Annotated in this window: 22 protein-coding genes and 1 pseudogene; 13 read left to right on the top strand and 10 right to left on the bottom strand. The window is 67.7% G+C overall.

What is annotated here, in order from left to right; translation table 11 throughout:
• Positions 1-284: 284 nt before the first annotated feature.
• The 3 genes from ACZ7M3_RS04830 to ACZ7M3_RS04820 all read right to left on the bottom strand — a co-directional run bounded on the left by ACZ7M3_RS04830 (position 285) and on the right by ACZ7M3_RS04820 (position 2,545).
• Positions 285-1,715 (bottom strand): family 43 glycosylhydrolase, encoded by a 1,431-nt coding sequence (locus ACZ7M3_RS04830; RefSeq protein ID WP_472060740.1) that lies wholly within the window; start codon positions 1,713-1,715, stop codon positions 285-287.
• Positions 1,716-1,953: 238 nt separating this feature from the next.
• Positions 1,954-2,211, bottom strand: coding sequence for an RICIN domain-containing protein (locus ACZ7M3_RS04825; protein WP_472060738.1), 258 nt, complete (start codon positions 2,209-2,211; stop codon positions 1,954-1,956).
• On the bottom strand, positions 2,198-2,545 hold the full coding sequence (locus tag ACZ7M3_RS04820) for a sialidase family protein (protein ID WP_472060736.1): 348 nt from the start codon (positions 2,543-2,545) through the stop codon (positions 2,198-2,200). The genes ACZ7M3_RS04825 and ACZ7M3_RS04820 overlap by 14 nt, the downstream gene beginning before the upstream one ends.
• Before the next feature lie 614 nt (positions 2,546-3,159).
• Here ACZ7M3_RS04820 and ACZ7M3_RS04815 point away from each other — a divergent pair.
• The 5 genes from ACZ7M3_RS04815 to ACZ7M3_RS04795 all read left to right on the top strand — a co-directional run bounded on the left by ACZ7M3_RS04815 (position 3,160) and on the right by ACZ7M3_RS04795 (position 10,122).
• Positions 3,160-4,158, top strand: a complete 999-nt coding sequence (locus tag ACZ7M3_RS04815; RefSeq protein WP_472060734.1) for a LacI family DNA-binding transcriptional regulator — start codon at positions 3,160-3,162, stop codon at positions 4,156-4,158.
• 212 nt (positions 4,159-4,370) lie between these two features.
• A complete protein-coding gene (locus tag ACZ7M3_RS04810) occupies positions 4,371-5,669 on the top strand; it encodes an ABC transporter substrate-binding protein (protein WP_472060733.1) in 1,299 nt (432 codons plus the stop codon).
• Positions 5,670-5,722: 53 nt separating this feature from the next.
• Positions 5,723-6,607, top strand: a complete 885-nt coding sequence (locus ACZ7M3_RS04805; RefSeq protein WP_472060731.1) for a carbohydrate ABC transporter permease — start codon at positions 5,723-5,725, stop codon at positions 6,605-6,607.
• Positions 6,608-6,613: 6 nt separating this feature from the next.
• A complete protein-coding gene (locus tag ACZ7M3_RS04800) occupies positions 6,614-7,510 on the top strand; it encodes a carbohydrate ABC transporter permease (protein WP_472060729.1) in 897 nt (298 codons plus the stop codon).
• Positions 7,507-10,122 (top strand): family 78 glycoside hydrolase catalytic domain, encoded by a 2,616-nt coding sequence (locus tag ACZ7M3_RS04795; RefSeq protein WP_472060727.1) that lies wholly within the window; start codon positions 7,507-7,509, stop codon positions 10,120-10,122. Before ACZ7M3_RS04800 ends, ACZ7M3_RS04795 begins: the two co-directional genes overlap by 4 nt.
• Before the next feature lie 364 nt (positions 10,123-10,486).
• On the opposite strand, the gene ACZ7M3_RS04790 is transcribed toward ACZ7M3_RS04795, so the two are convergent.
• Positions 10,487-11,338, bottom strand: coding sequence for an alpha/beta fold hydrolase (locus ACZ7M3_RS04790; protein WP_472060725.1), 852 nt, complete (start codon positions 11,336-11,338; stop codon positions 10,487-10,489).
• Between the two features lie 571 nt (positions 11,339-11,909).
• On the opposite strand from ACZ7M3_RS04790, the gene ACZ7M3_RS04785 reads away from it, so the two are divergent.
• From ACZ7M3_RS04785 to ACZ7M3_RS04775, 3 genes are all read left to right on the top strand, one after another.
• Positions 11,910-12,512 carry a TetR family transcriptional regulator gene (locus ACZ7M3_RS04785; protein ID WP_472060723.1) on the top strand — a complete coding sequence of 201 codons (603 nt, stop codon included), beginning with the start codon at positions 11,910-11,912 and terminating at the stop codon, positions 12,510-12,512.
• Positions 12,513-12,915: 403 nt separating this feature from the next.
• Complete coding sequence (locus tag ACZ7M3_RS04780; RefSeq protein ID WP_472060721.1) at positions 12,916-13,920, top strand: NADP-dependent oxidoreductase; 1,005 nt, start codon at positions 12,916-12,918, stop codon at positions 13,918-13,920.
• A 119-nt stretch (positions 13,921-14,039) separates the two neighbouring features.
• Positions 14,040-14,912 (top strand): alpha/beta fold hydrolase, encoded by an 873-nt coding sequence (locus ACZ7M3_RS04775; RefSeq protein ID WP_472060719.1) that lies wholly within the window; start codon positions 14,040-14,042, stop codon positions 14,910-14,912.
• 580 nt (positions 14,913-15,492) lie between these two features.
• Here ACZ7M3_RS04775 and ACZ7M3_RS04770 read toward each other — a convergent pair.
• The 5 genes and pseudogenes from ACZ7M3_RS04770 to ACZ7M3_RS04750 form a co-directional block, all read right to left on the bottom strand.
• Positions 15,493-16,061 (bottom strand): annotated as a pseudogene (locus tag ACZ7M3_RS04770) (TetR/AcrR family transcriptional regulator).
• An 805-nt stretch (positions 16,062-16,866) separates the two neighbouring features.
• Positions 16,867-17,271 carry a hypothetical protein gene (locus tag ACZ7M3_RS04765; protein ID WP_472060717.1) on the bottom strand — a complete coding sequence of 135 codons (405 nt, stop codon included), beginning with the start codon at positions 17,269-17,271 and terminating at the stop codon, positions 16,867-16,869.
• Positions 17,272-17,406: 135 nt separating this feature from the next.
• The gene (locus ACZ7M3_RS04760; RefSeq protein ID WP_472060715.1) at positions 17,407-17,637 is read right to left on the bottom strand and encodes a carboxymuconolactone decarboxylase family protein; all 231 of its coding nucleotides are present in this window, start codon (positions 17,635-17,637) and stop codon (positions 17,407-17,409) included.
• Between the two features lie 146 nt (positions 17,638-17,783).
• On the bottom strand, positions 17,784-18,587 hold the full coding sequence (locus ACZ7M3_RS04755; RefSeq protein WP_472060713.1) for an ABC transporter permease: 804 nt from the start codon (positions 18,585-18,587) through the stop codon (positions 17,784-17,786).
• Positions 18,584-19,189, bottom strand: a complete 606-nt coding sequence (locus ACZ7M3_RS04750) for an ABC transporter ATP-binding protein (protein WP_472060711.1) — start codon at positions 19,187-19,189, stop codon at positions 18,584-18,586. The genes ACZ7M3_RS04755 and ACZ7M3_RS04750 overlap by 4 nt, the downstream gene beginning before the upstream one ends.
• Before the next feature lie 431 nt (positions 19,190-19,620).
• Here ACZ7M3_RS04750 and ACZ7M3_RS04745 point away from each other — a divergent pair, with 431 nt between their 5' ends.
• The 5 genes from ACZ7M3_RS04745 to ACZ7M3_RS04725 are packed head-to-tail and all read left to right on the top strand — an operon-like array spanning position 19,621 to position 24,278.
• Complete coding sequence (locus ACZ7M3_RS04745; RefSeq protein WP_472060709.1) at positions 19,621-20,691, top strand: polyprenyl synthetase family protein; 1,071 nt, start codon at positions 19,621-19,623, stop codon at positions 20,689-20,691.
• Positions 20,692-20,720: 29 nt separating this feature from the next.
• Positions 20,721-21,200 (top strand): NUDIX hydrolase, encoded by a 480-nt coding sequence (locus ACZ7M3_RS04740; protein WP_472060707.1) that lies wholly within the window; start codon positions 20,721-20,723, stop codon positions 21,198-21,200.
• Positions 21,200-21,601, top strand: coding sequence for a hypothetical protein (locus tag ACZ7M3_RS04735; protein WP_472060705.1), 402 nt, complete (start codon positions 21,200-21,202; stop codon positions 21,599-21,601). Before ACZ7M3_RS04740 ends, ACZ7M3_RS04735 begins: the two co-directional genes overlap by 1 nt.
• 2 nt (positions 21,602-21,603) lie before the next feature.
• Positions 21,604-22,713, top strand: a complete 1,110-nt coding sequence (locus ACZ7M3_RS04730) for an NAD(P)-dependent alcohol dehydrogenase (RefSeq protein WP_472060703.1) — start codon at positions 21,604-21,606, stop codon at positions 22,711-22,713.
• A gap of 53 nt (positions 22,714-22,766) precedes the next feature.
• Positions 22,767-24,278, top strand: coding sequence for an aldehyde dehydrogenase family protein (locus ACZ7M3_RS04725; RefSeq protein ID WP_472060701.1), 1,512 nt, complete (start codon positions 22,767-22,769; stop codon positions 24,276-24,278).
• Here ACZ7M3_RS04725 and ACZ7M3_RS04720 read toward each other — a convergent pair.
• Positions 24,245-25,165, bottom strand: a complete 921-nt coding sequence (locus ACZ7M3_RS04720; protein WP_472060699.1) for a terpene synthase family protein — start codon at positions 25,163-25,165, stop codon at positions 24,245-24,247. The two genes, ACZ7M3_RS04725 and ACZ7M3_RS04720, sit on opposite strands and share 34 nt — an antisense overlap.
• Positions 25,166-25,519: the final 354 nt, after the last annotated feature.

Here is a 25,519-nt window from a genome sequence, read left to right as displayed (position 1 = left end):
ACTTCCACACGCACAACCTGCACCCCCGTCCTGCCGGGAAGAAACACGGTCTCGGGCGATGAGCACGCAGCCGCCGCGATCGGACGTTTCCCACTCCAACGGCGGCTCGACCTCGGCCTTCACGAGATCGCCGGCGGAATCGAATTCGGACAGCCCCGCCGGTCTGCGCCGGAGCGAACCACGGCGAGGCCGTCGGACATCATGCATGCCTGTTCACGGTCCGCGGCCCTGAACAGGCATGCATGCAGGTGTCTCCTGACTCGGGGACACTGCCGCCTGACATGTCAGACGACAAGCCACTGCTGGTTCGTCCCGGCGTTGCAGCTCGACTGGTCCAGGGCCGCTCCGTTGGCGGTCGACGCTCCGGCGACCTCGAGGCACTTGCCGCTGTTGACGTCGGCAAAGGTGACGTAGCCGCCGATCACCGTCGTCTTCGTCCACAGCTGGTGCGAGGCTCCCGTGCACGTCGACTGGACGGCGACCGCGCCGTCGGCGGTGGAAGCGCCGGAGATCTGGAGGCACTTGCCGCTGTTGACGTTGACCAGCTCGTAGTTGGAGCCGACAGCCGTCGGCACCCACTGCTGGTTGGCCCCGGAGTTGCAGTTCCCCGAGTTCACGGCCGCGCCGTCCGCCGTGCTCAGATACCAGACGTCCGCGCACTTGGCGCTGTTCCGGTTCAACAGGTGGCTGTTCGCCGCTCCGAGCGGGCCGGCGATGACGGGCCAGCCGCCGGAGAAGGTGACCTGACGGATGTCGAGGGTCTCCTGCCCAGAGTTGTTGCCGTCGTAGTAGTGGTAGGCAAGGAATTTCGACGAACCGTCGTCGTAGGCGTCCGCACCGCCGGCGGCCACCCTCGGGTAGGCACCGGTCAGGACGGTGGTCCCACCGCCTGAAGCCATGTCCGTGCCGTTCTGGTCGAGGTACGGTCCCGTGATGCTCGCGGACCGCCCGACCACCGTGTAGTAGGTGCTGTTGACCCCGCTGCAGCAGGTCCCCTTCGAGCCGAAAAGGTAGTAGTAGCCGCCGTTGAGGATGATCGTCGTGTTCTCGATCCCGACGGCGATGTGCCAGAGGTTGTTGTCGGTGGTGGACAGCTTGCCCGTGGAGGAGTCCAGTACGTGCATGTAGGTGCCGCTGCCGGTCCAGGAGCCCCAGGAGATGTACAGCCGACCGTCCGGTCCCCAGTCGACGTTGGGGTCGATCGGGTAGTTGACGTCCGTGACCATGCCCTGGTCGGTCCACGGGCCCTCGATGTTCGTGGCCGTGGCCAGACCCATCACGGCGTACGACGTGCCCCAGAGTGAGCCCGCGTAGTACAGGTGGTACGTGCCGTTGAAGTACTTGATGTCCGGGGCCCAGATGTTCGGCGGGGTCGAACCGAGCTTGGTGGTGACCCAGGACGGCGTCGAGTCCCACACGTTGCCGATCTTGGTCCAGCCGGTGGCCGGGGTACTGTCGCACGTCCTGCGCTCGGTGATGGAGCCGCTCGCGTTGAGCGAGTCGTTCTCGAACCCGGTGGAGAACCCGTAGTAGCAGCTGCCGACCTTGATGACGGACGGGTCGTGCATACGGATGTCACCGCTGAGGGCTTGCGCAGGCCCGGCGGTGACCAGACCGAGAAGGGTCATGAGGGCGGCCACGATCACGGCGAGCGCGGGATGGCTGCGCCGTCTGCTGATTCCGGGACGTGGACCTTCGGAGTGATGGGTGGTCATGCGGTACTCCTTTGTATCGCTGATGCTCGGGTGCGACCACGCAGCCGATGTTCGGCCGTCGGCTCACGGGGGTCCGCCCCCGGTCGGCCCGCTACGGCCCCGTCCTCGGGGAACAGGGTCGGATGGCGGTGTCCTGCTGCCTCGCCGCCCGAACGGCTCCCGAGCGGCTGAGGAATCAGTGGGCGGATCTGCCGTGGCGGCGCGCTTTGGTCGGCTGTCCGCCTGTGGGAGGGCGCGACTAGTTGATCTTCGTGATCGTCCACCACCGTGCGGATGCGGTCGAGATGGTCTCCTGGTCCAGAAGTGCTCCGTCGCCGGTCGAGGCGTCGGCCACCGTCAGAGCCAGTCCGCCGGCACGGTTGACCACCTGGTACTTGCCGACTCCGGTGTCGGTGAGAGACCACTGCTGGGACGCCCCGCCGGAGGCCGGCTTCCGGACGACCGCGCTGCCGCCGGCGGTGGCCCCCGCCGAGTCGAGGAGGTCACCCGAGGTCACCCGCCGCGATGATCGTGCCGGCGGGAAACGAGCCGACCGCCTGCGGAAGCTCGTAGAGCACGGGTTCGAGCTGGATGTTGTTCCAGGAGTTGACCTGGTCGTGGACCGTGGAGATCTGCGTCCAGGTGCGCCCCGCGTCGGTGCTGCGGTACACCGGCATGCCGTTGCCGGAGTACCGCTCTGAGGATGCCAGGAGCGTGCCGTTGGAGTCGGTGCTGAGCTGGAGCATGATCGCGTGCGCGTGGAGCGAGCCGTAGGAGGGTGCTCCGCTCGGCGCCAGCCACATGACGCCGCCGCTGTAGGTGACGGCGCGGGCCGACATGGCCGGCGCCATGAAGGGCACCAAGGCGGCCACCGCCGATGGCGGCGGCCTTCGCCCGTGATCGTCTGTTCCTGTGCATGGTTTCGTGACTCCCTCGACGGTGAGAGAAGGACGGCGCGGGCGGAAGCAGACCGTGTGCTCCGACGCGGAACGGCAGCTGGTGAGCGCGAGCCCCGGCCGAGTGCGGCGCAGGGAACGTCATCGCTCGGGTGGGGACGTGAGAGGCGGGAAGCAGGATTGATGCGCTTCAATCCCTTTGGCGGTGCGAGGCTGACACTCTCCGTGCCGCTCGTCAAGAGTCCGCGCACTCATCCCACGGGCTTGAGCCAGTCGCGCCTGGTGGTGCTTCCCGCAGGAGACACTCGGCCGCCGGACGGCCTCCGGGCGATCGGCAGCCCGCGTACACATCGGGGATCAGTACCGCGACCTCCGCGTCCGTGCCATCATCCGAGCTCTGAAGGGTGGGCGCGGGAGTCGGGATTGGAGCGCTTTAACGGAAGCATGTATCCTGCGCCTGTCCACAGAGCCCGGTCCTTCAGCGTCGCGTCCGGGCCGAACGAGACCGGAAGTCGAGGAGCGTCGTGGCAGCCGCAGGTCCACGGGCAAACGGGCACGCCGGTCCGAGCATGCAGGACGTCGCGAAGGCAGCGGGCGTCTCGCTCGGCACCGTTTCCAACGTGCTGAACCATCCGGCCAAGGTCAGTCCCGTGACGGCGCAACGTGTCCGCGAAGCCATCGCACGGCTGGGTTTCGTGCGCAACGACGCCGCCCGGTCGCTGGCTTCCGGATCGAACGACAGTGTCGGCATGGTGCTCGCGGACATCGAGAACTCGCTGTTCATCGACATGGCGCACGGCGCTCAGGAAGCAGCCCGGGCGGCCGGCCTCAACCTGCTGCTCGCGAACACCACGTGCGACATGGGGCTCCAGGACGAGTATCTGGACCTTTTCGACCAGGCCCGGGTGACCGGCGTTCTGCTGGCCCCGATGGAGGACTCCACCGCAGGCATCGCCCGGATGCGCTCGCACGGACGCCAGATCGTGCTCCTCAACTTCTCGCCGAAACCGGGCACGTGCTGCTCGGTGCTCACCAACAACGAGCACGTGGGGTATCTCGCGACCCGCCACCTCATCGACACCGGACGCACCAGGCTCGCGTACGTCGTCGCGCACGACGACTACCAGCCCGTGCGCGACCGGCGCAGAGGAGTGCGCGCGGCGGTCGAGGAGGCCGGCGCCGGCGTGACGCTGGAGGAGATCGACAGCGTCGGCCTCACCACGGCGCACGGGCACCTGGTCGGGAAGGACCTCGCCGGACGGGGGCCCGGGGACCTGCCCGACGGCCTCGTCGTCGTCGCGGACGAGCTGGCCAACGGCATCATCCACGAACTGCACACGGTGGCGGGAATCGGCGTACCCGACCAGGTCGCGGTCGTCGGGTGCGAGAACAACCGCACGGCCGGTTCGGCGGCGGTGCCCCTGACCGCGGTGGACCTGCCCGGGCGGGCCATGGGGCAGGAAGCGATGCGACTGCTGATGGACGAGGTGGCCTCGGGCGAGCAGCACCGCCATGCCACCGTCGTGCTTGAGCCCGAGCTGGTCATCCGCGCCAGCGCGCCGCGCTGAAGACGTAGCCCGCACCGGTCTCCACACGCGTGGCCCACACCGGTCTCCAAGTCAGGGGCCCGGTCTCCCGCATGCCCGATTGCTGTCGTGGTGCACACATTGCGGTTCGGAAATATCGACGAATCATCCTTGACATGGCCGCGTAGTGGCCCGTAGGTTCCGGGGCAACATTGAAGCGCTTCAATGCGCTGTGCACCGCGAGGAGCAACCCCGTGCACCAGACCCTCAGGCCCCGCAGCCTCGCCATCCTGGCGACCGCTGCCACCGCCGGCCTTGTGCTGAGCGGCTGCGGAGGTACGAACGCGTCGAGCGGCGGCGCCAAGGACTACTCCCTCACCATCAACGACGACAACCACATCGTGCAGCAGGAACTCAAGTCCCTGAGCACCGACGCGTGCAAGACGCAGAACGCGGCTCTGCCGCTGAAGATCCAGACGCTGCCGATCAGCAACGTCGACCAGAAGGTGCAGCTTCTCGCCGGGCAGGACGCGCTGCCGGTGCAGTTCGCCGCGGGAGGCACTCCGGCGCTCACCAAGACGCTGGACAAGGCCGGGCAGGTCCTCGACCTGGAAAAGACGCTGAAGGACCTCGGGGTGTGGGACGACATCCAGCCGGCCGCGGTCAAGACCGTGCAGAACCTGTACGGCAAGTTCAACGTGATGCCCTACCAGTTCAACATCGAGGGCATCTGGTACAACAAGCAGCTCTTCGCCGCCCACCACATCGCCGTTCCGACGACGTACGACGAACTGGTCGCGGCAGCGGCGAAGTTGAAGGGCGCGGGGGTCATCCCCTTCTCCGCGGCGGGCAAGGAGGGGTGGCCCCTCACCCGTCTCGTCAGCGGTTACCTCTACCGGGAGCTGGGTCCGGACGCACTGCGGGCAGTCGCGGACGGCAAGGCGAAGCTGACCGACCCCGCGTACGTCAAGGCGGCGCAGGCCATCGCCGAGCTGGGCACGGCGGGTTACTTCGGCAAGGGTGTCGGATCGATCGACTACGACACCGGGGTACAGCAGTTCCTGACCGGCAAGGCCGCGATGTTCTACATGGGCAGCTGGGAGCTGGGCGACTTCAACGACAAGACCAAGAACAAGGTAGGCGCATCCAACATCGGCTTCATGCCCTTCCCGACCGTGCCCGGTGGCAAGGGGTCCGCCGACCAGATTCCGGCCAACGTCGGTCTCCCGGTCGCCGTCTCCGCGAAGGCGTACGACTCCAAGGTCGGCGACTGGCTCTCCTGCACCGCCAAGAACTACGGTGCCGCCTCACTGAAGGACCAGGGCACGATCTCCGGGTTCAAGCCCAAGGGCGACACGGGCACGCTGCCGCCGCTCACGCAGCAGGTGCAGGACACCATCTCCAAGACCACGACCAGCACCCTGTGGTTCGAGGCGCTGTTCAACACGAAGGCGACCGAGACCAGTCAGACGAACGCCGCGCCGCTGGTCACCGGATCCCTCTCCGCGCAGGACTTCATGAAGAAGATCCAGGCGGACCTGGACAACGGCTGACCCGTCCGCCGCCACCCGCGAACCGCTTTCGAACCCTTCGTGAAAGAGCCGACATGCGTTCAGTTCTGGGAGACCGCCGTGCCCTCGCCATCCTGCTGGGTCCGGCACTGCTCGTGTACACACTGGTGATGCTGGTGCCGATGGGCTGGTCCCTGGGGTACACCTTCTTCAAGGGGAACGTCATCGAGGGGTTCACCTTCGACGGGTTCGGCAACTTCGAAAAGCTGTGGCATGACCCGCAGGCGCATGCGGCGCTGTGGTTCACCTTCAAGTACGGGGTCGTCGTCAGCGTCGGGCAGGTGCTCTGCGGGTACCTGCTCGCGCTGCTCTACGTGTTCGTACTGCGCAAGTCGTCCGCGCTCATCCGTACGCTGGTGTTCTTCCCGGTGATCCTTCCGACGGTCGCCGTGGCCCTGATGTTCCAGAAACTCTTCGCTGTCGCGCCGCAGAACGGCCTGGCCAACACCGCCATCGAAGCGCTGGGCATCCACCACGGGGACTGGTTCGCCAGCGGCGGCGGGGCCTTCCTCGTCCTGGTCGTGATGGATGTGTGGCGCTCCATGGGCTTCTACGGCGTGCTCATCTACGCGGGACTGCTCGACATCCCCGAGGAGACGATCGAGTCGGCGCGGATGGACGGCGCGACGGGACTGCGACTGGTCCGGCACATCGTCCTGCCGCTGTCCTGGCCGGTGGTGCTGTCGTCGGCCGTGTTCAGCATCAACGGCACGCTCAAGGTGTTCGACTCGGTCCTGGCCCTGACCAACGGCGGCCCGGGCAGCGACACAACTCCCCTGACGCTGTACATGTTCCGCACCGCGTTCTCCTACGGTGACTACGGCTACGGCAGCACCATCGCATCGCTGCTCACCGTCGTCTGCCTGGGTGTCTCCCTCATCATCTTCCGCTTCTCGCGACGCGACCTCACCAAGGGCTGAACTCCCATGACCGACACCCTCACGGCACCACCGCGGGAACCCCTCACCCACCCGCCGACGGCGGCCCCTCGACCGGGCCGGTCCGCCCGGCGTCTGATGCGGAACGCACTCGTCGCCCTGCTGCTGGTGATCGAGGTGGCACCGCTGCTGTGGCTACTGCTGAGCTCCTTCAAGACCCAGTCCGAGTTCGTCAACGACCCCGCCTGGTCGCTTCCGAAGAACTGGGGCTTCCACAACTACACCGAAGCCTGGACGACGGGGCACGTCGCGCAGTACATCCGCAACAGCCTCCTGGCCACCGCACCTTCGCTCGCACTCATCATCTTGCTCGGCGTCGCCGCGGGCTTCGCCCTGGAGGTGATGGTCTGGCGCGGACGCCACAAGGTCCTGCTCGTCTTCCTCGTCGGCATCATGGTGCCGAGCCAGATGATCCTGCTGCCGCTGTTCCGGGTGTACTTCCAGGCCGGGCTGTCGGGGACACTGTGGCCACTGATCATCACCTACACCGCGGCCGGTCTCCCGTTGACCGTCTTCATGATGGCCACCTTCTTCCGCTCGATCCCGCGCGAGGTGTTCGAAGCCGCCACCCTCGACGGGGCGAGCATCCTCGTCGCCTTCTGGCGGATCGCGTTCCCCATGGTCCGCAACGCCGTCTTCACCGTGGGGCTGGTGCAGTTCTTCTTCATCTGGAACGACCTGCTCATCTCACTCACCTTCACCACCGACGACGACCTGCGCACCATCCAGGTGGGACTGCTCAACTTCACCGGGCAGTACGGCGAGACAACCTACGGTCCGCTGTTCGCCGCGATCAGCATCAACGTGGTCGGCGCCCTGGTCCTGTACCTCCTCATCAACCAGCGCATCATCAAGGGCCTGACCGCCGGCGCGGTGAAGGGATGACCCACCAGCCCATGGCAGCGGTCGCCACGCCGACCGCGGAACATCACCGGGAGCCGTTCGGCATCGGTGAGTCAGAGCCCCGGATCTCCTGGAAGACGACGGCACCGGCCGGCTGGACGCAGCAGGCGTACCAGATCGAGATCACCCGCGCCGACGGGACGCACCGCACGGACTGGGTGGTCTCAGAGGACTCCGTGCTCGTCGACTGGCCGCTGCGGCCACTGGGGTCACGGGAGCGCTCCGGGATACGCGTCCGGGTCCGCGGTGCCGACGGAACGGCCAGCCGCTGGAGCCCGGCCCTGCGACTGGAGACGGGGCTGCTGGAGTCGGCTGACTGGACGGCGCGCGCGATCTCGCCGCGGTCGCAGGACAGCGGCCGACGTCCACCGCTGCTGCGCAAGGAGTTCCACATCGGCGCAGACGTGGAGAGAGCGCGGTTGTACGTCACCGCCCACGGACTGTACGAAGTCGAGATCAACGGTCGAAGGGTCGGCGACCACGCTCTCGCGCCCGGCTGGACCAGCTACGACCACCGACTGCGCTACCAGACCCACGACGTCACGGAACATCTGCGCGCCGGCGGCAACACGGTCGGCGCATGGCTGGCCGACGGCTGGTACCGCGGGCGGCTGGGCTTCCACGGCGGCCACGCCAACCTCTACGGCGACCGGCTCGCCCTCATCGCCCAACTCGAAATCGTCCACCGCGACGGAACCCGCACCACCATCGGCACAGACGCCTCCTGGCGAGCCGCCCACGGCCCGATCGTGTCCTCGGGCCTGCTCGACGGCGAGACCTACGACGCCCGGGACGAACGGCCGGGCTGGTCCAGTCCCGGATTCGACGACAGCGGCTGGTCACCGGTCGACATCGTCACCCGGGATCCGGCGACACAGGTCGCCCCCACCGGACCACCGGTGCGCTGCACCGAGGAGATCACCCCGGCCCGGGTAACCACTCTCGGCGCCGGCCGTCTCCTGGTGGACTTCGGGCAGAACCTCGTCGGCAGAGTCCGCATCACCATGACCGGCCCGGCCGGACACACGGTCGTCATCCGTCACGCCGAGGTGCTCCAGGACGGAGAACTGTGCGTCCGTCCCCTGCGCGAGGCCATCTCCACCGACCGGTACGTGCTGCGCGGCGGCGCCCCCGAGACCTGGGAGCCACGCTTCACCATCCACGGATTCCGGTACGCCGAGATCACCGGCTGGCGCGGCGGCGATCCCCACACCCACATCACCGCCCGCGTCCACCACACCGACATGGCTCGGACCGGCTGGTTCGAATGCTCCGACGAGCAGGTGAACCGTCTGCATCAGAACGTCGTGTGGAGCCTGCGCGGCAACTTCGTCGACCTGCCCACCGACTGCCCGCAGCGCGACGAACGGCTCGGCTGGACCGGCGACATCCAGGTCTTCGCGCCCACCGCCGCCTTCCTGTACGACTGCCACGGCATGCTCGCGTCCTGGCTGAGGGACGTCGCCGTCGAGCAGCACGCCGACGGAACGGTGCCCTGGTACGTGCCCACTATTCCCGGCGGCCCGCAGTGGACACCGGCCAGACCCGGTGCAGGCTGGGGCGACGTCGTGACGCTGACCCCGTGGGCGCTGTACCAGGATTCCGGTGACACCGGACTGCTGGCGGCCCAGTACGACAGCGCACGCCGCTGGGTCGACCTCATCACCGCGCTCGCGGACCCGTCCGGCCTGTGGAACCACGGCTACCAGCTCGGCGACTGGCTCGACCCGTCCGCACCTCCGGAGGACCCCGGTGCCGGCCGCACCGACCGCCACCTCATCGCCACCGCCTACTACGCCTGGTCCGCGCGGCACGTGGCGTGGACCGCCGGCGTCCTGGGGCTCGACAAGGACCGGGCAACGTACGAGGAGCTCGCGCACCGGGTACGCCAGGCGTTCATCGACGCCTACGTGCGCCCTTCCGGGCTGATGACCAGCGACACCCAGACCGCGTACGCCGTCGCCCTCCAGTTCGACCTGCTTCCCGACCCGGCATCCCGGACCACCGCGGGAGACCGTCTGGCCGAACTGGTCGCCTCGGGCGGGCACACCATCCAGACCGGCTTCATCGGCACACCGCTCGTGACACCCGCGCTCAGCGCCACCCACCACGTCGACACCGCGTACGCCCTGCTCCTCCAACAGGAGTGCCCCTCCTGGCTGTACGCGCTGAAGCACGACGCCACCACCCTCTGGGAACGCTGGGACAGCATGCTGCCCGACGGCACCGTGAACCCGGGCGAGATGACCTCCTTCAACCACTACGCCCTCGGCGCGGTCGCGCAGTGGCTGCACACCACCGTCGCGGGGCTGACCGCGGCCTCACCCGGCTACCGCGACATCGTCTTCCGCCCACGACCGGGCGGCGGCATCACCTGGGCCGGCGCCGCCCACGATTCACCGTACGGCCGCGTGGCAATCAGGTGGGAGCTGCATGCCTCGGGCATCGAGGTGCACACGACGGTGCCCACCGGCACAAACGCGCGGATCGAGTGGCCCGATGGAAGCGTGACCACCCTGGCGGCCGGTACCACCACGACATGGCGATCAGAGCGCCACACCGAACGGCCACCACTGCCCACTCGCCCTGACTGAGCCGGGTCAGTGCGGGGAGGGAACTTGCCGCAGCCGTGGCCGTGTTCACGGCCCGAGGGCACGACGGCAGCCGCCCGGCCCGCTGGGCAACACCGCCCGGTGTCCGCCTGGGCCCGGTCCCCGCTGACACCTGGTCATCCCGCCGATGGTGAACCCGCCATGTGCGCCGCCGGCGGAGAGGAGGGAACACTCGATGCCCTGTCTGCCCGTGCACAGCACTCGGCAACGGGACCAAACCCTCGTGGTGGTGACGTTCCACCATCGTGTCGGCGCCGCCTCACACTGCTGTGAGGCGGCGCCGACCTCACCGCCGCCCCCGCCCGACGCCCTGGTTCCCGTGGGGGCGGCGGTGGGGTCGGCGTGGTCAGGCTGCGAGGAAGTCGGCCACCTGCTTGGTGAAGGCCTTGGCGTACTGGAAGAGGAAGGCATGGCCGGCGCCGGTGTAGAGCACGAGGGTGGCGTTGTCGAGGTGCTGGACCGCGACGTAGGAGTTGTGGGCGGGGATCATCACATCGTTCAGGCCGTTGGCGTAGAGGACGGGCTGCTTGATGGCCTCCAGCTCCGCCTGCACCTCATCGAAGGGGGCCACCAGGAGAGCGCCCGCCGCAGCGAGCATGCCCTGCGCCGCCTCCTCGGAGACAGGGGGGCCACCTGCGGCGAGCCGGGTCGAGACATGGTCGAAGTGCTCGTGCCCAGCGGCGCGGGCCGTGTCCGTCTCGGGGTAGAACAGGTACAGCATGTCCTCCAGGTCGGCATCGGGCTTGGCCATGATGCCCAGGACCTTCTCGCTGAAGTCCGGAGCGCCCGGCACCCAGCCGGCCGGTCCGCTGCCCGCCACGACGAGCTTGCGTACCAGCTCGGGGCGTCGCAGAGCCACACGCTGGGCCACGATGCCACCCAGGGACCAGCCGAGCAGGTCGGCCTGCGTGAGGCCGAGTGCGTCGATGAACTCGATGGCTCCCTGGGCGAATCCTTCGAGGGAGTCGCGCGGCTCGCCGTCGGTGTAGCCGACGCCGACGTTGTCGAACACGATCACGTCGTGGTCGGCGGCCAGGTAGTCCAGGAACTCCGGGTCCCACCAGTCGATGGTGCCGCGGAAGCGGTTCAGCAGGACGAGCGGAACGCCGCCCTTCGAACCCATCCGCCGGTAGGTGAACCGCGCGGAGGGACCCTCGACGGTGAGGTCCTCGGCCTTGTCTGCCAGATACGTGCTCATGTTGTCCTTCTCTTGTTGGCGGGTGTTCGTGACATCTCGCGGGTCTGCTTACGCAACGCACCGGAGACACACTGGGCGACGCGACGGAGTTCTCTTCGCCAGGCGTCCGACGCGCTGAGCCGGCGGCGGCCAGGTCATGGATGCACCCCGAGTTGACCGATCATCTGCTCGACCACGTTGCTGACGTGCGAGTCTGTCGCAACGAGCGCGATCGAGGCGGATCAGCCGCCGCTATGAGTCCCCCCATGCCTTCCGACTCGTCCCGATCACTACGGATCCGCCTTGCCGAGCGCAAGGGCGGCACCGTCCGGGCGGAGCAATTAAATTACGCTCATAATGCTAAGCATGGGAGGCGACGGAACGCAAGCGGGTCCTCGCGATCACAGCACTCCGCAGGGCGCCACAGAACGAGCCCGAGCAGGTAATGGCACAAGGGTCACCCGACATGACACCCCCATCGCCGACGGGGCGGCCTGTGACTACCCGAAACCATTGAATTACGTTCACACTACAATGTAGCGAGGGCCCCATGAAGGACAGGCCGCCCCTCGGACGAACGAAGGAGAGTGCCGTGCGATACAGGAAAGAGCACAAGCAGGCGACGAGGCAGCGGATCATCGAGGCGGCCGGCCGCCGGTTCAAGCGGGACGGCATCGACAGCTCGGGCATCACGACACTCATGAAGGACGCGGGGCTGACCAACGGCGCGTTCTACACTCACTTCACGTCAAAGGACGAGCTCGTGGCCACCGCGGTCGCCGACCAGCTGCAGACACAGAATGCGAACATCGTCGCGCAGGCGGCACCCGGCCGCGCCGGACTTGAGCAGATCGTGCGGTGGTACCTGTCCGCCCAGCACCGCGACAGCCCGGACGACGGCTGCCCCTCCGCCGCCCTGCTCGACGAAATCCGACGCTGCGCAGACCCGACCAAGCAGGCTTACACCGACGGCGTACTGGTTGTCATTGACGGCATCGCCGCCCGCCTGGAACCCGACGACCCACTCTCGGTCCGCACCAAGGCGCTCAGCGCCTACGCCATGATGGCCGGGACGCTACAGCTGGCCCGAGCCCTCGCCGACAGGCAACTCGCCGACGAACTCCTCGAGCAAGGCATCCACAACGCCCTCGCCCTACTGGGCTTCGAGCATCAGCACGCCAGGACCTTGAACTGAAGCACCCGCACAACGCCCGTCCGCACCACACGTCACCCGCTCACATCTGGACGGCGCGGCACGGCGACACCGAGAGCAACGGGCCCACTTGCGATTCACTGACCGGCCACATACAATTACGGTCGTAATTTAACGACTCTGACCCGCACCCGCCACGCGGACCGGCGGCAGCGCCCTTCCCCCTCGACAGGGCACCCCGGAAAGCTCTGGCGAACGAGGTGAACGTCGGGCACGACACCCGGCATGCCCCACACGCGCCCATCACCGCGGGCGTTCAGCTCTCCACCGACAGCCCTGGCCATAGTCCCCGCCTCGCACCACACCCTTTACATCTGCCACCACCCGGGGAAGCCCGGACTGAACAGCACCCCCGTCCGCACGCGGACGAGACATGGAGACAACGATGAGGGCCTTCACGGTAGAGCGCTACGGCGACAAGGCCGGTGTGCGTGCCGGCGAGGTGCCGGACCCGGAGGTGGGCGCGGACGATGTGCTGGTCCGGATCCAGGCAGCGAGCGTCAATCCCCTCGACCGCATGATCCGGGACGGGGAGATGAAGGCGATCCTGCCGTACCGGGTCCCGTTCGTCCTGGGCAACGACCTGGCCGGAGTAGTGGTCGAAGTCGGTACGGCCGTCACGCAGTACGCGGTGGGCGACGAGGTCTTCGCGCGGCCCGACAAGGACCGGATCGGTACGTTCGCCGAACTCATCGCGGTGCACCAGGACGACGTGGCGATCAAGCCGGCCACGCTCACCATGGAGGAGGCGGCGTCTCTGCCCCTGGTCGCCCTGACCTCGTGGCAGGCGCTGGTCGAGCGGGCACGCATTCAGCCGGGCCAGAAGGTCCTCATCCACGCGGGCTCCGGCGGCCTGGGCACCATCGCCATCCAGCTGGCGAAGCAGCTGGGCGCGCACGTGGCGACCACCACGAGCACGGCCAACGTCGACCTGGTGAGGCGTCTGGGCGCGGACGTCGTCGTCGACTACAAGAAGCAGGCGTTCGAGACAGTGCTGCACGACTATGACTTCGTCCTGGACTCACTCGGTGGCGAGACACTCAAGAAGTCCCTGGACGTGCTCAAGCCCGGCGGCCAAGTCATCAGTGTCGCGGGCCCTCCCGACGCCGCATTCGCCCGGGAACTGGGAGCCAATCCGCTCATCCGGCTGGTGATGTCCGCGCTGAGTTTCCGGATCCGACGACGCGCCCGGCGCCGTAACGTGACGTACTCGTTCCTGTTCATGAAGGCCAGCGGGGACCAACTGCGCGAGCTCACCCCCCTCATCGAGGCCGGCAGGATCCGACCCGTCGTCGACACCGTCTTCCCGTTCGAGTCGGCGCGGGAAGCACTGGAGTACCTCGAAGCGGGGCGCGCGAAGGCCGGCAAGGTCGTCGTCAAGATGACCTGAGGAATCAGTTCCGCCGGTCGATCAGGCCCTCCGCGAGAGCCAACGACACCGCCCGCGGCAACGAGAAGTGCGCTGAACCCGCTGATGTGCCCTCAAACCCACTGCAGAAGGAACCGGACATGACCACCGCGCCGCGGAACTCCCCGTCCCCCTCGACATCGTCGTACGAGAACGCGCCGACGCGTACCGTGTCCGTTCGCGGCGAGGACTTCGCCTATCGAGAACTCGGCCCGGAGGACGGCGTGCCGCTGATCCTCTTGATTCACCTGGCCGGTGTCCTGGACAACTGGGACCCGCGCGTCGTCGACGGACTCGCCGCACGACGTCGGGTCATCGCCTTCGACAACCGCGGAGTGGGCGGATCGAGCGGCTCCACACCGGACACGATCGAGGCGATGGCTCGCGACGCGGTGCTGTTCGTCCGAGCCCTCGGGTTCGACCAGGTCGATCTGCTCGGCCTGTCGATGGGCGGCTTCATCGCACAGGTCATCGCGGAACAGGAACCGCGCCTCGTCCGCAAGGTCATCCTCGCGGGCACGGGCCCCGCCGGGGGCCCCGGCATCGACAAGGTCCCGGCACTCACCATCCAGGCCACACTCAAAGGCGCCCTGACCCGCCAGGACCCCAAACTCTCCCTCTTCTTCACCGAGACTCGCGGCGGCCGACGGGCCGGACGCGCTTTCCTGGAACGGCTGAAGGAGCGCACGCACAACCGGGACAAGGACATTTCGCTGCCGTCGTTCCGCGCCCAGCTGAAGGCCATCAAACGATGGGGCCGCCAGGCGCCGTCGGACCTGTCGAACATCCGCCAACCCGTCCTCGTGGCAAACGGTGAGAGCGACCGGATGGTCCCCAGCCAGAACACCCTCGACCTGGCCGCCCGCCTACCCCGGAGCGAGCTCGTCCCCCTCTACCCGGATGCCGGACACGGGGGAATCTTCCAGCACCATGACGAATTCGTGAGCAGGGCGCTCGCATTCCTCGAGTCCTGAGCCCGAGCGACCGTCGTTGGACCGGGTCTCTCGGCTGCCGAGCCGATGCCTGGGGACCGGCAATGCGAGGGGCCCTCCGGCGCGCCGGATGCCCTGCCGTCATGCCTACCTCCAGCACATGCTCGCGCCCGCCGGCCTGCCTCTCGCGCCTGCCGCAGAGTCCGACGTGGTCAAAGAGCGTTGGAGTACAACCGCTGGCCGGAGTACGAGTTGTGCATGGCCGCCGGCCCGGTGGGCCCGCCAGGAAGACGGGGAACTCGACATTCTCGCCTACGTCACGCGCAACCACCATCACGACACCGCCGACTTCCGCTCCCGCGTCGCCGACGCGGAGAACGCCACGATGTGTCAGAGCCAGGCCCTCAAGCCGAAGTGCAAGATCCGGCCACTGCCTGGCCACCTGCCCCGCCGCGGATGACGCCCTCAGCCTCTGCCGCGACGACCGCAGACAGTTCATGACCACGGTGCTGCGCCTCTGCGGGACAAGGCCAAGAGCAAGTAAGTCCTCCCGGACACGGACGCTCAGCGCTGTACCGCCCGACGGCAGTCAAGCCGTCGGGTGCGGACAGGGCACGTCGCGTCAGTGCAGACCCGCCGCGTAGAGCAGCGTGTTGAGGGTGGGCGCGACGGGCCCCGTCAGATCGTCGGCTTTGGTGCCCGCGCGGGCGCTGGCGCCGTCGAATACCAGACTCAACTGCCTGGCCAGCAGGCCGGGGTCGTTCGCCCCGCCTCGTGCGGCTTCGGAGTAGAAGAAGGCCATCAGGTTCTCCTTCACCCGTCGCGCGACCCGGCGTGCCGGATGCCCCTCGTCCTTGACTCAATCTGGGCAGCGAGGTACGGACAGCCGCGGTACTCGGGCAGAGCCGCCTGCGACTCGACCTGCTCGAAGACGTACAGGATCCGCTGGCGCGGCGAACGCTCGTCGTCCGGCCCGGGCAGGAAAGGGGCCGCGAAGTCTGCGGTGCGCTGCTCCAGGCCCGCCGCCAGCAGTTCGTCCTTGCTCTCGAAGAGCTGGTACATGGAGTGCTTGGACACGCCCGCCGCCTTGCACAGTGCTTCGACACCGAAGCTCACTCCGTGGCGAAAGGCCAGCGTGGCCGCCGCGTCCAGCAGCCGCTCTCGAGGGCTTGGCCGCACCTGTGTGGTCATACGCAGAGGTTAACGCCGTTCCCACCGAATGAAAACCGATCGGTTTCCCCTGTTGGGGACCGATCGGTTTACCAGCGGGGCGGGCAAAGGCGAACACGGCCGGACGAAGAGCTTGACGCCGCCGTCCGCTCGGGAGAGACCCGCCGAGCCCTCAACGGCATACATCTCCCGCCCATACGGGGTGACGCACACGGGGGCCACGAGGGGGGTGCCCGTGCCCAGCCGAAGTATTCAGGCGGCCCGCGTCCTGCAGCGGTTGGACGCCCAAGGACGGTCCACGAAGCAGTAGCGGACATGGCCGTCACTCCTTCGTGACCAGCCCCTCCCTCGACGCCGATCAGCGCGCCGAACCCACACCGGCTGCGCCGTCCGTCCAGACTGTCCCGCCTGTGTCGCCGATCATGGTGACCACGACGCCATCCTCCACGAATTCCTCGCCGCACACAGCGACTGGGCCAGGTGGCCGGCCTTCGCCGATGGCACTACCCACGTCATCCACGACTCACGGATGCTGGATGCTGCACATCCAGCCCGCCATGAACCCACCTGCCCGAGGAAGCCTGAACCGTCGCCGCCTACGACACACCCGTCTTCGATCGGCCCTGACACCTCACCCTGACCGTGCCCCCAAGCCCCTCTGCTGAAGAACCTGCTCATCGCCCTTCGTACACCTTGGGACCATTCCCCGCGTGTGCGGATACGGTCCACTGTTCGGGGCCGGTGACAAGGTCAAGGTGAGTTGCCCGGTGGATCGGATCTGATCTGTTTGAACCCGTTGCCGTGACGCTGACCTTGGTGATCAAGGTCAGGAGGAAGGGGTGTTGACCCGCGTCGAAGACTCGGCAGAGATCCGCAGACTGCACCGAGCCGAGCAGATGCCGATCAGGGCGATCGCCCGGCACCCGCCCGTGGCCATCGGTCGCATGGTGACGATGCTCTGCGAACCGAGGACGTCATCGTGCTGCTCCAGGGCGGGTAGATCGTCGCCCGGCATCCGCACTGCTGGGCCCGCCGTCAGGCGCTCACCGATCCCCAGCACGCTGCCCTGGGCGACGTGCTGCGCCGCCACGTGCACCGCCCACGCCATGCCGTCGCAGCGGCGGATGTGGTCGAGGGCGAGCAGCGCGAGCTGAGCAGCTATGACCGGGTGTTCACCATCATTGACGACGGCGACACGAAGCCGGTCGGTTGACGGCTGCCAGCACCACAACAGCCGACGCCACCCCGCCCGAAGACACCTCCCCGGCTGAGCTGGAGCAGCCGCGCCGTGACGGGCCTTGTCGACTGGGGAGGGGGTTTCCGGCCGTAGCGGGTTGGGCCCACCGGTGGCCCAACCCGCTACGGCTCAGCTTTGGGTGTGCAATTGCTGAGTCGCGTTCGTCTCGGCCTGCTCGAAGAACTTCATGGCTATGAAGCCCTGTGCCCAACTGCCGCCCGCGCGAAGTGCCGCCGCGATCATGGTGGTCTCCGCCAGCTCCTCCTGAGTCGCGCCCGCAGAGCGCACGGCCTTGGTGTGCGCCTCGACGCAGTACGCGCACTGCGTGGTCAGCGCCAGCCCGCACGCTGTTTGGTCCACCGCTTCCAGGCCCGGTACGCAAGCACCATCGACTCGGTCGACACGGACAGGAACGGACGCGTCGGCCCTCGGCAGGCCAGACGCGGCCCCTGAGTGTTTCCGAACGGATCAGGCCGATGCCGCCCCGGTGCTCGGCGATCATGTGATCATCCGGTGCCCGTCCCCCCTCCGCGCCATGGAGATGGCCTCGGAGGCAAGGCACTGCGAGTGCGGTGTTGGAAGGCAAGCAGGCAGGCGAGGGCAGCCCCGGTGAACCACGCGAGCTGGATGCCGAGGTCCCGGAGCGGGGCAGAGGTGGAGAATCCGGCCGCGGCGCCGGCCTGCATGGCTCCATAGGAGGGCAAGTAGCGCACCACTGCGCTGTTGGCTCCGGAGCTCATGATGGGGTTTTGAAGTGCAAGGTCGATGATGCTGATCATCACGATGGCGAACATGCCCTCGACCTCGCGGTGCAGGACGGATCCGAGAGCGACGCCAAGGACGCCGTACGTCATGGCGGCACAGAAGAACGCGGCGGCGAGCAGGAGAGGCTGTCTGGGCGTCCATGTCAGGCAGATGACTGCGGTGGCGTACGCGGCGGTCACTGCTGAGGCCGCGGCGAGGGCGGCTACTTTGGCGAGGACGAGGTGGATACGGGGGTAGCCGGCCAAGGCCAGACGCCTGTCGAAGCCGCTGCCGGCAAAGGTCGCGGCGAACAACAGGAACCCGGTGATCAGCGTGACCGCGTTGAGGGCGCCGCTGGTCGCGGTGAGTTCGTTGCCCCGGGGGGCCAGCCACTGGCCGGTGGCCCGAAGGTGCACCCGTGCCGGGGTGTCGGGCATCGCCATGTACGTCAGGGTTGTCCAGGCCGGGAGGAACAGGGCGACCAGCACCATGGCGAACCGGTTGCGGGCATGCTCGATCGCCGTGTACCGAGTGGCGGTGGCGAAGAGGATCAGGTGATGCCTCATCCTTCACCCGCCGCGTGTGAACAAAGCATCCCGCCCTCCAGGCTCCACAGCTCGTCCAGGCGCTCGGTGTCGTAGGCCAGGTGCGAGACGATCAGGACCGAACGTCCGGCATCGCGCAGCCGGGCGGCGAGGTCCCAGAATCGCTGGTAGGTGTCCCAGTCGAAGCCCTGGTATGGCTCGTCGAGCAGCAGCACTTGGGGAGCGTGCATGAGGGCCAGAGTGAGGTTCAGCTTCTGCCGGGTCCCGCCACTCAGCATCCCGGCCTTGTCGTCCGCGTGCGCGCGTAATCCCAGGAGTTCCACGAGCTCCTCTGCGTAGCGCACGTCGGGGAGGCCGAAGGCCGACTGGAAAAATCCAAGGTGCTGACGAATGGTCAGCGCGTTGTTGAGCATGGGCGTTTGCGGGCAGTAGCCGAAACGACCGCTGTGACGGACCGTGCCATGGCCGGGGCGCAGCTCACCGGCGAGAATCTTCAAGAGGGTGGACTTGCCGGCTCCGTTTTCCCCGACGATTCCAGCAAGCACTCCGCCCCGCAACCGTATGTCGATGCCTCGCAAGACCACACGTCGACCGTAGGCATGACGCACACCCTCGACCTCCACCGGACGCCTCCTCAGGCGGATCTGGACCCCATGCTGACTTGCTCTCCAGGGAGCATCCGCCGGCTTGAGCTTCCCGCAGCACCGTGGACGATGCGTCAGCCGACCCAGCGTGTGGAGGCGTCCGCCCCGCGCGTGGGAGTCGTACAGCCGCTGCCGGCGCACAACCGCTGTGCCTCCGCGGCGCATGGACGAGAGTGCGCCGCTGCGCTTTCCGCGATGGTCGACGGGGCGGGCGGTGAAAGTCGATGGTTGCGCGCCACATACTCACACCAGCGCACGCCGGTTGATTATCTGTTTGTTCGGCCTTTCTGTTTGTGAGGCGGCCCGTTGCCGCATGTCATCTGTCGGATGACCCGGCTGCCGGGCTTCCTGGTCCGCAGAGTGTCTCCTCTCATGCGCCCGGGGCCCGGTCTTGAGCAAGGGAGTGATATATGGCCGCACAGACCGCGGCTTCCCGGCAGTTCGACGTTCTCGAGATCCGATGTGCGGTGGAAGCCACTCTCGTCGACTTCCTCGCCGGCAAGGCGCAGGGCCCGGACGGCCCCTTCATCGGAACTCTGCTCGACGTACTGCAGCATTTTCTGGACGGGCGGGGTAAACGAGTCCGGCCGTTGTACTGCCTGCTGGGTTGGTGTGCGGTCGGCAACGCGCCCTTGAGCGACGAAGCACTGCGGGCGGCCGCGGGGCTGGAACTGTTCCACACCTTCGCTCTGGTGCACGACGATTTGATCGACAGATCCGACAGTCGGCACAACCGCCCCACCGCGCACCGCGCGTTCGCCGCGCGTCATGCCCACTCGCGTGCCGCGTGGTTCGGGGAGAGCGCGGCCGTCCTGCTGGGCGATCTGTGCGAAGTATGGTCCGCTGAACTCCTGGGGGACCTGGGCGAGGGGCCGGAGCGGGCAGTGACCAGGCAGATGGTGGACCGTATGCGTGGCGAACTGGTGACCGGGCAGTTCCTCGACCTGCTCGCTTCGGGAGAAAGCACGGGCAGTGTGGAGGACGCGCTGCGGGTGATCCATTACAAGACCACGAAGTACACCGTGGAGCGCCCGCTGCAGATCGGCGCCGCGCTGGCCGGCGGGGGCCGCAAGGTCCTGGACGCGTGTGCCGCCTATGCCCGGCCGCTGGGAGAGGCCTTCCAGATGTACGACGATCTGGAGGACGTCGTCGTAGACGGTGCCGAGCCGGGCACTGACGGCGGCGACCTGCGAGAAGGCAAGCGCACCGTGGTATTGGCGCTGGCGCTGCAGTGTGCCGCGCCCGACCAGGAAGAACGACTGCGCAGCCTCGTCGGGGACCCGGCCCTGGGAGCGGACGGCCTGGCTGAGGTACGGCGTCTGATCGCTGCGACCGGGGCACCGGGCACAGTCAGGCAGATGGTGATGGAACGGCGCCGGGAAGCCCTGGCCGTCCTTGACCTGGCGCCGTTCCACCCGGCGGCCAAGGAAGGCCTGAGACAGCTGACGGATCTGGCCATGCCAGGAGTCAAGGGCTGGTAGCGGCGGCAGTGAGGGAGTTCGGCGAGCAAGTGGAGCATGTCGACGCCTGCGATCGCGTCCTGCGGATCGTGCAGCGCGACGACGCCGTACGCGAGGGCTGGTTGCACCGCGTGGCCGGGGTGGTGTGCCGGGACACGGACGGGCGTGTGCTGGTCAACCGGCGGTCGATGGACGTGCCGTGGTTCGCGGGCAGATACGCCCCGCTCATCGCCGGAGCGGTCCGGCCGGGAGAGAGCTACGAGCAGGCCGCGGGCCGGGAGCTGAGCGAGGAACTCGGTGTGCGCGCGGAGGTGCGGCACCTTTTCAAGTTCATCTGCCCCGGCGCCGTCGGCCCGTACTGGTTCGGGATCCACGAGGCGGTGTTGACCGACGACGTCATGCCGGATCGTTGCGAGATCGCGTGGTCCGGCTGGCTCACCCTCTCCGAGTTCCGCGGCGCTGCGGCCCGCTGGCCGCTCGTGCCGGACGCCGGGGAGGCATTCGAGCGGTACCTCAGGAGGTGTCAGTGATGGCGTACTTCGACGATGCGAGCGAGGTCTACCAATACCTGGGCGGGGTCTTCCGTGTGGCGGACGCTCACCCGGAGGCAGGGCCCCGGCTGCGGGCCTCCGGGCTCACCTTCCGGATCGACTACTCACATCCGGCCGCGGTCCTGACCGTCCGGATGCGGTCTGAAGGGATCGAGGTCATCGAAGGCGCAACAGCCGTACGCCCGGACGTACGGCTTGCCATGTCCGCGGACAACGGTAACCGCTTCTGGCGCGGTGAGTACAACGCGGCGGTCGGCCTCGCCACGGGTGAGGTCCGTGCCCGCGGCCCCGTCAGCAAGCTCCTCCGCCTCCTGCCGCTGGCCAAACCGGTCTTCCCGCTCTACCGGCAGATGATCGAAGCCAAGGACGGGAGGATCTGACCATGAAGGCGACCGTGGCCCTGCAGCATGCGGCGGGCAGCCCTTTCGCCCTCGAACCCGTGGAACTCGGCCGACCGACCGCCGAGGAGGTCGTGGTCCGGATGGCCGGAGTGGGAGTGTGTCATACCGACTGGACGGCAGCGGCCGGCACGGTGCCACTGCCCATGCCCATCGTCCTCGGGCACGAGGGCGCCGGGACCGTGATCGCGGTGGGGCCGGGCGTGAGCTCCTTGGCCGTCGGGGACCAGGTGGCCCTGAGTTTCGACGCCTGCCGGACGTGCCCGCAGTGCACGGCCGGCCACCCCGCCTACTGTGTGCTGTCCGCAGCCCTGAACTACAGCGGAACGCGAGCGGACGGTACGACGACGATGAGTCAGGACGGCCGTCCCGTGCACGGCAGTTGGTTCGGTCAGTCGTCCTTCGGCACGCATGCCGTCGCGAGCACCCGCAACGCCGTCAAGATCCCCTCCCTCCCGGACGGCCTGCCCCTGGACATCCTCGGCCCCCTCGGCTGCGGACTGCTGACCGGCGCCGGCACCGTCTTCCACGTGCTGCGGCCACGGCCCGGACAGAGCATCGTGGTGTTCGGGCTCGGCACGGTCGGGCTGAGCGCCGTAATGGCCGCCGTGGTGGCAGGATGCCGTCCGCTCATCGGGATCGACCCCAACCCACAACGCCGCCGCATCGGCGGCGACCTGGGGTGTACCCACACCATCGACCCCGACGCGGCCGACGATCTCGACTGGGCCCTGGCGGAACTCACCGGTGCGGGAGCGGATTTCGCCGTCGATACGGTCGGCTCCGGCATGGTCGTCCGACAAGCCCTGCAAACACTGCGGACCCCCGGTATCTGCGCAACGCTCGGCCTGCAGTCCATGGAAAACAACGTCACGATCGACCAGGGCCACCTCCTGATGGGCCGCACCCTGACCGGGGTGATCGAAGGGGACGCCGACCCACACACCCTCATCCCCCGCCTCATCGATCTATGGCAGCAGGGACGCTTCCCGTTCGACCGGCTCGTGCGGCGATATCCCTTCCACCGGATCGATGACGCAGTGGAGGCAGCCCGCACCGGCACGGTCGTCAAGCCCGTCCTCGTCTTCGACTGAAGCCACGGGCCCGCTCCCCTGGTTGCGCCACCGACCCCGACAGGAGACCCATCATGCCGGCCGTCCCCCACGCCTTGATGTACATCGACGGCACGTGGACCGACAGCGAAGAGCACTTCGAAATCCGCAATCCGGCAACCGACGAACTCGTGGCGACCCTCGCCAAGGGCAGCACCGAACACGCAGACCAGGCGGTCGCCGCCGCGAAAGCGGCGTTCGACGAGGGGACGTGGCGTGACACACCCCCCTCCGAGCGGGCGGCCGTCCTGCGCCGGGCGGCCGACCGCCTGGCACGGCGCTCGGAGGAACTGGTCCAGCTGCAGGTCCAGGAGAACGGTGCTCCGGTGCGCCTCGCCGAGGCACTGCACATCGGGACTTCCCTCGCCCATCTGCGCTACCAGGCCGAACTGGCGCAGAGATACCGCTTCGAGCGGCCCAGTGAGATGCTCGCGCCCGTCCTGGCGGCCGCGTTGGTCCGCCGTGAGCCCATCGGTGTCTGCGCCGCCATCGTGCCGTGGAACTTTCCACTCGTGCACGCCGCATGGAAGATCGCGCCGGCGCTGGCCGCCGGCAACACCGTCGTGATCAAACCCGACGAGCGTGCCCCGCTCACCGTGGTGGAGATCGTCCGCGAGTTCGAGGCGGCAGGCATCCCGCCGGGCGTCCTCAACCTCGTCACGGGCGACGGGCCCGAAGTCGGGGGACGACTCGTCGAACATCCGCACGTCCGGAAGATCAGTTTCACCGGTTCCACCCGGGTCGGCCATGACGTACTGCGCCGCTCGTCAGGCGATTTCCGGTACCTCACCCTCGAACTCGGAGGCAAGTCCGCCAACATCGTCCTCGAAGACGCGGACGTGAAGACCGCCGTGGACGGAGCCCTCTTCGCCTGCATGGCCTACTCCGGACAGATCTGCGCCGCGGGGACCCGGCTCCTTCTTCCCGACTCCCTGCACGATGAGTTCGTCGAGCGGCTGATCGCCCGGGTCAGGACACTGCGGATCTCCGACCCGCTCGACCCCCTGACCGACATCGGGCCGCTCATCTCGCGCGAGAAGCGCGACCACGTCCTCGCATGCGTCTCCAAGGCCCGTGATCAAGGCGCCCGCATCGCCTGCGGCGGCGGCATCCCATCCGGCGCACGGTTCTCCCGCGGACAATGGGTGGAACCGACCGTCATCACCGACGTCACACCCGACATGCAGATCGCCCACGAGGAGGTCTTCGGCCCCGTCCTGGCCGTGCTGCGATACCGCACTGTCGAGGAGGCCGTCGAGATCGCCAACGGCACGCAATACGGTCTGGCGGCCGGTGTCTGGAGCCGCGACAACCAAGCCGCCCTCGACGTCGCCGCCCGCCTGGAGGCCGGAGCTGTGTGGATCAACGACTGGTACGCGCTCCCGCCCCACTTTCCCCTCGGCGGCTGCAAGCAGAGCGGGATCGGCCGTGAAAGCGGCGATCACGCCCTGGACGAGTACACCGAGGAGAAGGCCGTTTCCATCGACCTGTCCGGCGGCTTGGAGGGAAAGCTCTATTCGCTCGTCCTCGGAACCGACTCTCCATGAGTCCGTCCCGACTGGTCCCACCACCAGGAGACGCTGGGGCAGTCAAGAGGGCTGGTGTCCGTGCTCGACGGAGCATCAGCCCAGCATGAGGCCGGCACAAGGGCTTCCTCCGCGGACGCCGCGACGACCTTCGCCGCTGCTGCATGGCGCGGAGCCGTCAGTCCCCATTCCACGTGGCCGCGCAGAGCCTGCCCCAACTGGACCAGCAGGTAACGCAGTGGCCGCGGGGCTGACACCAGGAGTTCTTCCCTGAGCCGCAGGAACAATTGCATGACGCGGTCACGCACCACCATCGTCTCGTCGACGGCCCGCTGCAGGGAGAGACCGCGGGTCTCACGCAAAACATTGATCAGGTTCAGGTCATGAACGGATTCCTTGCGATAGGAGAACAGGTCATTGTCGAGAGCGCCGATCATTCCGGCGCTCTCAAGACACGCCAACACCACCGGTGACTGCCAGACATCGTCGGCAAGCGGCTCGGCCCCGCACATCTCGATGATCACAACGGTGAGATGGCCCGCGACGTCGTCGAGCCGGATGGACAGGTACTGGTCCTCGGTGAACCTTCCCAGCTGCTGAACCACGTTGATGCCACGGATGGCGCCCGCGAAACAACGCCTCATCTCATGGGTCAGCCTGCCGACTCTGGCGGGTGAACTCTCGGCCCTCATCCGGCCCATCACATCGACCAGAGCCCGCTCATAGGGGTCGTCCGTGGCGCTCGCCCGGTAGCCGGGTGATTCCATGACACGCATGACCCTACCGGCCTGTTCGATGATCCCCGACAGCCCACCCGCAGCGGGCGAGGAGTCGAAAAGCAAGTCCTCGGCCAGCAGCACCAGATTGGCGAAACAGGTCAGCGTGAGAAATACCTCCTCGTTTTCCACCCGAGGGACCATCAAGCCCAACAGCCGGTGCACCTGGGCATCCCGAATCCGGCCTCGTGTCTCCGGGGCATCGCAGAACCCATAAGAGGCCATCCACTCGAGGGCGTGGGCGCCCGCGGCATCCGTGAGCGGACTGCACCCCCCTGCCAGCGGGCAGTAGAAAGGGGGCAGGATGAATTCACGAGACGACTGCATAAGGATCAGTTTCCACAACCCTCGCGAACCCCAACAGGGCGCACCGGAGCAGTGAGCACCAGAACACAACGAGCTTGCTTCAGAATCCCTCCTCTGCCCAGATTTCGATGTTTGAGCAACCCGGAGGCAGTTATGACCGCTAAAGCCTGCCCCATCTTC

The sequence above is a fragment of the Streptomyces sp. NPDC111656 genome (genome assembly GCF_055656965.1).
The sequence above is the reverse complement of the archived record's forward strand: the minus strand, read 5'-3'. Positions and strand labels throughout refer to the sequence as shown.

Excerpts from the sequence above, each read along its gene's own strand:
- ACZ7M3_RS04830 (WP_472060740.1), bottom strand. The coding sequence starts at position 1,715 with ATGACCACCCATCACTCCGAAGGTCCACGTCCCGGAATCAGCAGACGG.
- ACZ7M3_RS04820 (WP_472060736.1), bottom strand. The coding sequence starts at position 2,545 with ATGGCGCCGGCCATGTCGGCCCGCGCCGTCACCTACAGCGGCGGCGTC.
- ACZ7M3_RS04815 (WP_472060734.1), top strand. The coding sequence starts at position 3,160 with ATGCAGGACGTCGCGAAGGCAGCGGGCGTCTCGCTCGGCACCGTTTCC.
- ACZ7M3_RS04805 (WP_472060731.1), top strand. The coding sequence starts at position 5,723 with ATGCGTTCAGTTCTGGGAGACCGCCGTGCCCTCGCCATCCTGCTGGGT.
- ACZ7M3_RS04800 (WP_472060729.1), top strand. The coding sequence starts at position 6,614 with ATGACCGACACCCTCACGGCACCACCGCGGGAACCCCTCACCCACCCG.
- ACZ7M3_RS04795 (WP_472060727.1), top strand. The coding sequence starts at position 7,507 with ATGACCCACCAGCCCATGGCAGCGGTCGCCACGCCGACCGCGGAACAT.
- ACZ7M3_RS04790 (WP_472060725.1), bottom strand. The coding sequence starts at position 11,338 with ATGAGCACGTATCTGGCAGACAAGGCCGAGGACCTCACCGTCGAGGGT.
- ACZ7M3_RS04780 (WP_472060721.1), top strand. The coding sequence starts at position 12,916 with ATGAGGGCCTTCACGGTAGAGCGCTACGGCGACAAGGCCGGTGTGCGT.
- ACZ7M3_RS04775 (WP_472060719.1), top strand. The coding sequence starts at position 14,040 with ATGACCACCGCGCCGCGGAACTCCCCGTCCCCCTCGACATCGTCGTAC.
- ACZ7M3_RS04755 (WP_472060713.1), bottom strand. The coding sequence starts at position 18,587 with ATGAGGCATCACCTGATCCTCTTCGCCACCGCCACTCGGTACACGGCG.
- ACZ7M3_RS04745 (WP_472060709.1), top strand. The coding sequence starts at position 19,621 with ATGGCCGCACAGACCGCGGCTTCCCGGCAGTTCGACGTTCTCGAGATC.
- ACZ7M3_RS04735 (WP_472060705.1), top strand. The coding sequence starts at position 21,200 with ATGGCGTACTTCGACGATGCGAGCGAGGTCTACCAATACCTGGGCGGG.
- ACZ7M3_RS04730 (WP_472060703.1), top strand. The coding sequence starts at position 21,604 with ATGAAGGCGACCGTGGCCCTGCAGCATGCGGCGGGCAGCCCTTTCGCC.
- ACZ7M3_RS04725 (WP_472060701.1), top strand. The coding sequence starts at position 22,767 with ATGCCGGCCGTCCCCCACGCCTTGATGTACATCGACGGCACGTGGACC.